8 protein-coding genes and 1 pseudogene are annotated in these 8315 nt (G+C 39.8%); 6 read left to right on the forward strand and 3 right to left on the reverse strand.

The features are described from left to right. Positions 1–505 (reverse strand): annotated as a pseudogene (locus RQ763_RS06995) (chemotaxis protein); the annotation flags it as partial. A gap of 10 nt (positions 506–515) precedes the next feature. Further along, complete coding sequence (locus tag RQ763_RS07000) at positions 516–899, reverse strand: PAS domain-containing protein (RefSeq protein ID WP_314151990.1); 384 nt, start codon at positions 897–899, stop codon at positions 516–518. A gap of 165 nt (positions 900–1064) precedes the next feature. Between RQ763_RS07000 and RQ763_RS07005 the strand changes: the two genes are divergently transcribed. The 6 genes from RQ763_RS07005 to RQ763_RS07030 are packed head-to-tail and all read left to right on the forward strand — an operon-like array spanning position 1065 to position 6424. After that, a complete protein-coding gene (locus tag RQ763_RS07005; RefSeq protein WP_314151991.1) occupies positions 1065–1535 on the forward strand; it encodes an RNA pyrophosphohydrolase in 471 nt (156 codons plus the stop codon). Then, positions 1536–2747, forward strand: a complete 1212-nt coding sequence (locus tag RQ763_RS07010) for an aspartate kinase (RefSeq protein WP_314151992.1) — start codon at positions 1536–1538, stop codon at positions 2745–2747. It begins immediately after the preceding gene. Between the two features lie 5 nt (positions 2748–2752). Continuing rightward, positions 2753–3301, forward strand: a complete 549-nt coding sequence (locus tag RQ763_RS07015; protein WP_314151994.1) for a HobA family DNA replication regulator — start codon at positions 2753–2755, stop codon at positions 3299–3301. Next, complete coding sequence (locus tag RQ763_RS07020) at positions 3264–3914, forward strand: DNA polymerase III subunit delta' (protein WP_314151996.1); 651 nt, start codon at positions 3264–3266, stop codon at positions 3912–3914. Before RQ763_RS07015 ends, RQ763_RS07020 begins: the two co-directional genes overlap by 38 nt. After that, positions 3904–5046 (forward strand): dihydropteroate synthase, encoded by a 1143-nt coding sequence (gene folP, locus RQ763_RS07025; RefSeq protein ID WP_314151997.1) that lies wholly within the window; start codon positions 3904–3906, stop codon positions 5044–5046. Before RQ763_RS07020 ends, folP begins: the two co-directional genes overlap by 11 nt. Before the next feature lie 16 nt (positions 5047–5062). After that, positions 5063–6424 (forward strand): diguanylate cyclase, encoded by a 1362-nt coding sequence (locus RQ763_RS07030; protein WP_314151999.1) that lies wholly within the window; start codon positions 5063–5065, stop codon positions 6422–6424. 72 nt (positions 6425–6496) lie between these two features. On the opposite strand, the gene dnaK is transcribed toward RQ763_RS07030, so the two are convergent. Beyond that, positions 6497–8315: molecular chaperone DnaK (gene dnaK, locus RQ763_RS07035; protein ID WP_314152001.1), on the reverse strand; the 1819-nt coding region annotated here is incomplete at its 5' end.

The following is an 8315-nucleotide window of genomic DNA, read 5'->3' on the forward strand; positions in this document are numbered from 1 at the left end:
TAGAGAATGAGCCCTCAGAAAACTTTTGAAGCGTAGCTATTGCATTGTCAAGATTTCTCTCTGAAGAGCCAAGCATATTGTTAAGAGAGTTTCTAAGAACGTGAACATAAGGAGTCTTAGAATCAGAACCGATTCTGCAAGAGTAGTGACCCTTTGCAACTTTGTCGGTAAGAAGAACCATCTCCCCGGCTACTCTAGTATCTTCAAGTACCGAATTTTGGTATGTTGTAGCAATTTTATTGAAGTTTTTTTCTGCTTCATCGGTTGCATTTTCGTTTACTCTGACTTTATTTCTTTTAAACTCCATCATCTCGATGAGTTCTAATCTTTTTTGATTTAGAGCTTTGGTCTCAGTGCCATTTTTTTGCAGATTAAGTAAAATCACGACCACAAAAGCAACAACTGCAAGAGACGCTTGCATAATATTTGAATCTGTTAAAAACAGAGAACCTATTAAGAGTAGAAAAGCTATTGAGATGATTGTGTTTTTTAATATGTTGTTCATTTTAAAATTCCTATCTTAATGTTTTATAGAGCGCTTCGGCTTCTTCAATCTCTTGCTTTGAAGGCTTTCTTCTGCATGAGAGATATGTCTGCTCTTCTCTAGTTGTATCATACATCGGATATACCGTTGCAAAAACCCAGTAAAAACCCCCGTCTTTGGTTCTGTTTTTTACATAACCGCTCCAAACCTTGTCACTCTTTACCGTCTCCCAAAGATCTTTGAAAGCGGCTTTTGGCATATCGGGATGGCGGACAACATTGTGTGGCTTGCCTACAAGCTCATCTATGGTGTAGCCGGCAACTTTACAAAAGTCATCATTTGCAAAAATAATAATGCCCTTTGCATCAGTTTGAGAAACTAAAAAATCATCATTTTTTAATACATACTCTTGCATTGTCTACCTTTATATAATAATATTGTCGCAATATTAACATAAATAAGTTGAAGCCACAGCAACTACTTATAATTCTTTTTTTATAAGAGACTTATTTGTATGAAATTAGTTTATTTTAATGGCATATTTTGTATAATCGCGCCAATATTACTATCAAGTGAGATAATGAACAAAAAAGATTTATACCGTCCCAATGTAGCGATGATTATCGTCTCAAGCAGTTATCCGCATACAAAAGAGATCTTCTTGGCACAGAGAAATGATTTGCTTGATGTCTGGCAGTTTCCTCAAGGCGGAATAGATGAAGGCGAAGAGGTTCAAGAAGCCCTTTTTCGCGAGCTTCTAGAAGAGATAGGTACGGATATGGTAGAGATAATCGCCGAGTTTCCGGAGTGGATCTCTTACGATTTTCCTTCAAGAATCGCCGAAACTATGAAGCCGTTTATCGGTCAAAAGCAGAAATATTTTTTGGTAAAGCTTCATGAGAGCGCGACTATAAATATTCATACAGATGAGCCTGAATTTAGCGACTATAAATTTGTAACCGCGGATGAGGCGCTAAACTTGAGTGCTAGTTTTAAAAAAGATGTGTATAAGAGCGTAATAGGTTATTTTAAAAAAGAGGGATTATTGTAGATGTTAATAGTTCAAAAATTTGGCGGAACGAGTGTCGGTGACTTAGACCGCATCCAAAATGTGGCTAATAGAGTTGCAAAAACAAAAAAAGCCGGAAATGATGTAGTTGTTGTCGTCTCAGCGATGAGCGGGGAGACAAATAAGCTTGTTTCATACGCGGAGCACTTTTCAAAAAATCCCTCACGCGCAGAGATGGATATGCTGCTGAGTTCTGGCGAGAGAGTCACTGCCTCGCTGCTGGCTATCGCTCTAAGCGAGATGGGCTTTGATGCGCTCTCTATGACTGGAAGAAAAGCTGGCATTGTTACTGACAACATCCATACAAAAGCGCGCATTGAGGTTATAAACCCAATAGCCATGAATGAAGCTATAGCAGAGGGAAAAATTGTCGTAGTAGCTGGCTTTCAGGGTGTGTCGCAAGATGGAAACGTAACTACGCTCGGACGCGGCGGAAGCGATCTCTCTGCAGTCGCAATAGCGGGTGCGCTAAAAGCGGATCTGTGTGAGATATATACGGATGTAAGCGGAATCTTTACGACAGACCCCAGGATTGAGCCAAAAGCAAAAAAACTTGAGAAGATTTCATACGACGAGATGCTGGAACTTGCCTCTTTGGGCGCTAAAGTTCTTCAAAACCGCTCGGTGGAGTTGGCTAAAAAATTAAACGTAAATCTAGTAACAAGAACAAGCTTCTCTGATGAAGAGGGAACATTAATAACCAAGGAAGAAAGTATCATGGAAAAACCGTTAGTAAGTGGAATTGCACTCGATAAAAATCAGGCTCGCGTCTCTTTGGTAGGCGTAAAAGATAGACCTGGAATAGCATCGGATATATTTACAAAGCTCTCAAACAACAGTGTAAACATAGATATGATTATCCAAAACGTCGGACATGACGGCAAAGCGAACATTGATTTTACAGTTCCTGTGGGTGATTTGAGTGATGCTAAAAAAGTTATGGATAAATTTGTAGATGATGCTGAGGTAGACGAAGCTTCTTATGATGAGAATATCTGTAAAGTCTCAATAGTCGGCGTGGGCATGAAGTCTCACACCGGTGTTGCTGCAAAGGCGTTCTCAACCATGGCAAAAGAGAATATAAATATAAATATGATCTCAACTTCAGAGATAAAAGTCTCAATGGTTATAGATGAGAAGTACGCAGAGCTCGCCGTGAGAAGCCTCCACGCTGCTTATGAGTTAGACAAGTAGTCTAAATGCAAGAGTTTGCACAGTGGAGCTTGGATGCCATAAGAGAAGAGGGCGGCTGTTTTAGCTGGCTTGAAGAGCAGCGATTTGACTGGACAACCACAACTTCTCAAGCGTTAGAGCAGATACTTAGCGGCAAAACAATCATACTGATAACGGACGAGAAGAGGAGGTGGCTTGAGAGCTACATTCTTGATAATCTAAACGGCTCTCAGATGGATAGACCTCTCCTGCCTATAGTAAGCATAGACAGTATGTACAGACACTACAACAGTGTTAGCGGCGGAGAGATGCTCGACGTAGTTGAGGATATGATATCTTTGGCACATAAAGATGATTACTTTTTTTGGTACATCGGCAAGGGTGACGATAAAAGAGCTGACCTTGCAAAAAGAAAAGATACCAGCTACTTCTGGATTTTTGATGAAGAGTATATTAACGCCTTTACTCTAAAATCGTATGACAAGCTACTTGATATAAAACTGCTTCAGCTCTATCGTCTCTTTAATGCATCTCTTAATGCAACGATGTTTGGAGAAGTTGATGTCGGTTCATGAGTCCCAAAAAGGGTATATCTTAATCTCCTCAAATATAGAGTCTGAGTATCAGAGGATAAAAGAGGAGTTAAAACCGAGCAGAGTCGTCGGTTTTATAGAAGATGAGTTTAAAATAGAGCATGCAAAAGCTGTGGTTGCAGAAGCGTATATCAGTGAAGCAGAGACAAAATACCTAGTTCTTGGGGCTAACAACTTTAATAACATATCGCAAAACTCTCTTTTAAAACTTCTAGAAGAGCCTCCAAGAAATATAGAACTTATCATTATCTCTCCAACAAAATCAAACCTTCTTGCAACCGTTCGCTCAAGAATGCCCATAGTAAAAGGGGAGAAAAAGAGCGAAGCAGCGCCGATTGAACTTAATCTCTCTCGCATAAGCTACCAAGAGGTTTTTGAGTTTTTAAAAGCAAATGCAAGAGTAAAAAAGAGTGAAGCCAAAGCACTTATTGAAGCGCTTTATCATAGGGCGGTTGTTGTTGAAAAACTAATGCCTACCTCTGCGCAGCTTCAAAATTTCGACAAAGCTTATAGGCTTTTGGAGTTAAATTCCAGACCGCAGAGCGTTTTGGCTATGGTAATTATGAGTTTTGTAGGAGAAAAAAATGCAAATTGAGCTTTTGTCAAACAGTATACAGATGCACAGATATTTAAAAGAGTTAGGCGTAGATGGCGGAGGCATAGCGATTTTGGCGGCAAAAGCAACCCACTATACTATTTACATTAGAGATTTACATGTGGGTGCGGCAAATATCTTAAAGCAAGATGCCCTTAGCGTAGGCGCAGACCTGGCGGTACCGCGTGGAACAGTTATGGCGCAAACCCCGTATGTTAATTGCATACTCATAGCAACGGCTAGAGAGCTTGAGGTTCTTAGCAAAAAAGAGCTCGCGCAGCCATTTGGACTCAAAGATGTGGCGAAAAAACTCCAAGAGATTTTAAAGATTAAAAAACCCTCTAAAGTTGAGATTATGGGTGTTATAAATGCAAATAACGACAGTTTTTACTCCGAGTCCAGATTTAACGGCAGTGCGGCGGCAGAAGCAATAGAGCAGATGATAGATGATGGTGCAGATATTATAGACATCGGTGGGGTTTCATCGGCTCCTAACTCTCTTCATGTAGATAAAGATGAGGAGTTTAGAAGGTTAAAACCTCTTTTTGAAGCCATAAAAAAGGCAAAACTCTACAATAAGACAAGGTTTAGCATCGACAGCTACGAGCCTGAAGTTATAACCTGTGCACTTAAGAGCGGGTTTGAGATTGTAAATGACATCACCGGGCTTTCAAATGATAATATCTCCAAAATCTGTGCAAGCAATAATGCAAGTGCTGTTATTATGCATATGCAGGGAGCTCCGCAGACTATGCAGGACCAACCGCAGTATGAAAATATTCTAAGTGATCTATACTCCTTTTTTGAGCAAAGAGTAGCCAAGGCTGAATCTTTGGGAGTAAAGAAGATAACCCTAGATGTCGGAATAGGGTTTGGAAAGAGTTTGGAGCATAATCTACTGCTTATTAAACATTTAGGGCACTTCTTAACGCTTGGCAAACCTCTGCTTATCGGTGCTTCAAGAAAGTCTATGATAGATAAAATCTCTGCATCTTTGCCGCAAGCTAGGCTGGCGGGAACATTGGCGCTTCATCTTGAAGCTGTAAAAAATGGAGCTTCAATTATACGCGTACATGACGTAAAAGAGCATGTGCAGGCACTAAAGGTGCAAGAAGCACTAAACACGATATAAAAGGGACGGGGTAGATATGATTTTTCCAAAGGTAGGAAGTATAGCGACAACTTCTGTTATCTCCATAGATATAAATAGCAAAATTTCTGATGCGATAAAAAAGATGTTTAGCAATGATCACAGAAATATATTGGTCACGGATGGCAACGTTTTTCGTATTATGAGAGTGACGGATATTTTAAATATGAAGTCCAGAGACGTAGATATGGAGAGCTCTTTAAAAAACGTAGAGCTGTCTTTGGTTCCCATCGTAAATAAAGAGAGAACAGTTCTTCATACGCTTGAGTATTTAAATTGTGAAGTAGAGTATATATGCGTGGTTGATGATGACGGCGAGCTTTACGGACTTATTTCTCATACCGACATTGTAAGCAGTATAGACCCCGATACTCTGATGGATAACTTTTGTCTTCTTGACTTTTTAAAATTGGGAAAAAGAGCTAAATGGATAAGCAAAGAGCTGAAGACGGCAGAGCTGCTTTGCGATATGGCAAAAAAATCTTTTGAGAGTGTGATAATCGTTGAAGATTTAAAGCCTATCGGAATATTTACCACCAAAGATGTTATTCGTGTTATTGAAAGAAACGAAGATTTAAGTAAACCCATCATCACTTATATGTCCTCGCCTGTAGACACCATAGGAAAAGATTGCTCGGTTAAAGAGGCTTTGGAGTTTCTAAAAAAGAAACATTATAAAAGAGTAGTTGTTGTTGATGATGAGGGAAAAATGTCCGGAGTCATATCTCAAAAAGAGTTGATTGCCACAACCTACTCCAGATGGGCACTTTTAACAAAAGAGTATCAAAAAGAGCTCGATGATATTAATACCGACCTTGTGAATAAAAATATAAAATACAAAGAGATGGCATCTAGAGACCAGCTTACAAATCTATACAATAGACATAAGTTTTTAAAGCTGTTTCAATCATCGCACCGTACAATGGTGGAGAGAGAAAATGAGATGTCTCTAGTAATGGTTGATATAGACAATTTTAAAAATATAAACGACACACACGGTCATAATGTGGGAGACAGTGTAATAGTTAAGATTTCTCAGCTTTTAGTCGAGAAGTTAAGAAATATAGATATAGTATGCAGATGGGGAGGTGAAGAATTTGTTATTCTTCTTCCTGCTGTAAATATTGATGATGCTGTAATGCTGGCTGAAAAACTAAGAAGCTCTATAGAGAAGCTAGAGATAGAAGATGTCGCAAATGTTACGGCAAGTTTCGGAGTCTCTTGCGTACAAGCAGATGATGATATTCACAATGTTGTAAATAGAGCAGATATTGCTCTTTACTCTGCCAAAGCTTCGGGAAGAAATTGTGTAGAAAAAGCGAGCTCAAGAGCTGCTTTAGAGGAGAGCTTCCACAATTGATGCGGAAGCTCTTTAGAAAAATTACTCTATTTCAGCGTCTATTACGTCTTCAGTGCTACAGATGTTTATGCTTTATTCTATCTCAGCGTCTATTACGTCGTCCTCTTCTTTTTTCTTTTTGGCATCTGCTTCACCGGCTTCACCGCCTTGCTCTTTTTTGTACATCTGCTCAGCCATTTTATGACTTGCTTCTGTTAGAGTTTTTACTTTTGCTTCGATTTGCTCTTTTGTAGAATTTTCATCTTTTAGAGTATCTTTAAGCTCAGCTATAGCGCTCTCTATATTAGCTTTCTCCTCAGCTTCGATTTTGTCGCCCATTTCGCCTAGAGATTTTTCAGTCTGCGCAATTAACGCATCTGCTTGGTTCTTAAGCTCAACCAACTCTTTTCTTTTTATATCTTCAGCTTTATGCGCTTCTGCATCTTGAACCATTTTGTTGATCTCTTCTTCACTTAGTCCAGAGCTTCCAGAGATTGTGATTGACTGTGACTTGCCCGTACCTTTGTCAGTTGAGCTAACAGTTAAAATACCGTTCGCATCAATGTCAAATGTAACCTCGATTTGAGGCACGCCTCTTGGAGCCGCTGCAATATTGCCTAGTTCAAACAGACCAAGTGATTTGTTATCTTTTGCAAACTCTCTCTCACCTTGAACAACCGAGATGCTAACAGCAGGCTGATTATCCTCTGCAGTTGAGAAGATTTGAGATTTTTTAACCGGAATAGTTGTACCTTTTTCGATTATCTTGGTAGCAACTCCGCCCAAAGTCTCGATTCCAAGTGAAAGCGGAGTAACGTCAAGAAGAAGAACGTCTTTAACGTCTCCTCTTAAAACACCGCCTTGGATTGCTGCACCAGCTGCTACAACTTCATCAGGGTTTACACTCTTGTTTAGAGTTTTGCCGCCGAAGTACTCAGAGACCATTTTTTGAGCAAGTGGAACACGGATTGAACCACCGACCATGATAATCTCTTTGATAGCGTTGTTGTCTAAACCAGACTCTTTCATAGCTGTTTTAATGTGATCAATTGTCTCTTCAACAAGCTTCTCTATCATGCTCTCAAATTTCGCACGAGTAAGTTTGGTAACAAGGTGTTGCGGTCCAGCTTCCGTCATAGTGATAAACGGCAGGTTAATCTCTGTTTCAGTTGAGCTAGATAACTCTTTTTTAGCGTTTTCTGCAGCATCTTTTAGACGTTGTAGCGCCATTTTGTCGTTTTTAAGGTCAATCCCGTGTGTGTTTTTGAACTCGCTGCTTAGGTAATCAACGATTTTGTTATCAAAGTCGTCTCCACCCAAGAATGCGTTTCCATCAGTTGAGAGAACTTCAAAAGTGCCTTCACTAATCTCCAAAACAGTAACGTCGAAAGTTCCGCCGCCCAAGTCGTAAACAAGTACATTCTCATCATTTTTGCTGTCTAGTCCATAAGCAAGAGCAGAAGCCGTCGGCTCGTTGATGATACGTAAAACGTTAAGTCCAGCGATGGTTCCGGCATCTTTAGTCGCTTTTCTTTGTGAATCGTTAAAGTATGCAGGAACCGTGATAACCGCGTCTGTTACGGTAGAACCCAGGTAAGCTTCTGCATCCTCTTTTAGTTTGCTAAGAATCTTAGCCGAAATTTCTTGTGGAGTGTAGATCTTTCCTGCAACATCAACTGCTGCCATACCGTCTTTGTCTACAATGTTGTACGTTACTTTGTCGTGAGCCGCTTTAGCGTTCTCTTCGCTCATCATAAGACCCATAATTCTCTTAATAGAAGAGATGGTTTTGTTTGGGTTTGTAATAGCTTGACGTTTTGCAGGATCTCCTACTAAAACCTCACCTTTGTCTGTAAATGCAACAACTGAAGGAGTTGTGTTTTTTCCCTCTTTGTTTGGGATGATTTTCGCC

It is taken from the genome of Sulfurimonas sp. (assembly GCF_032250635.1).
GTDB lineage: Bacteria > Campylobacterota > Campylobacteria > Campylobacterales > Sulfurimonadaceae > Sulfurimonas.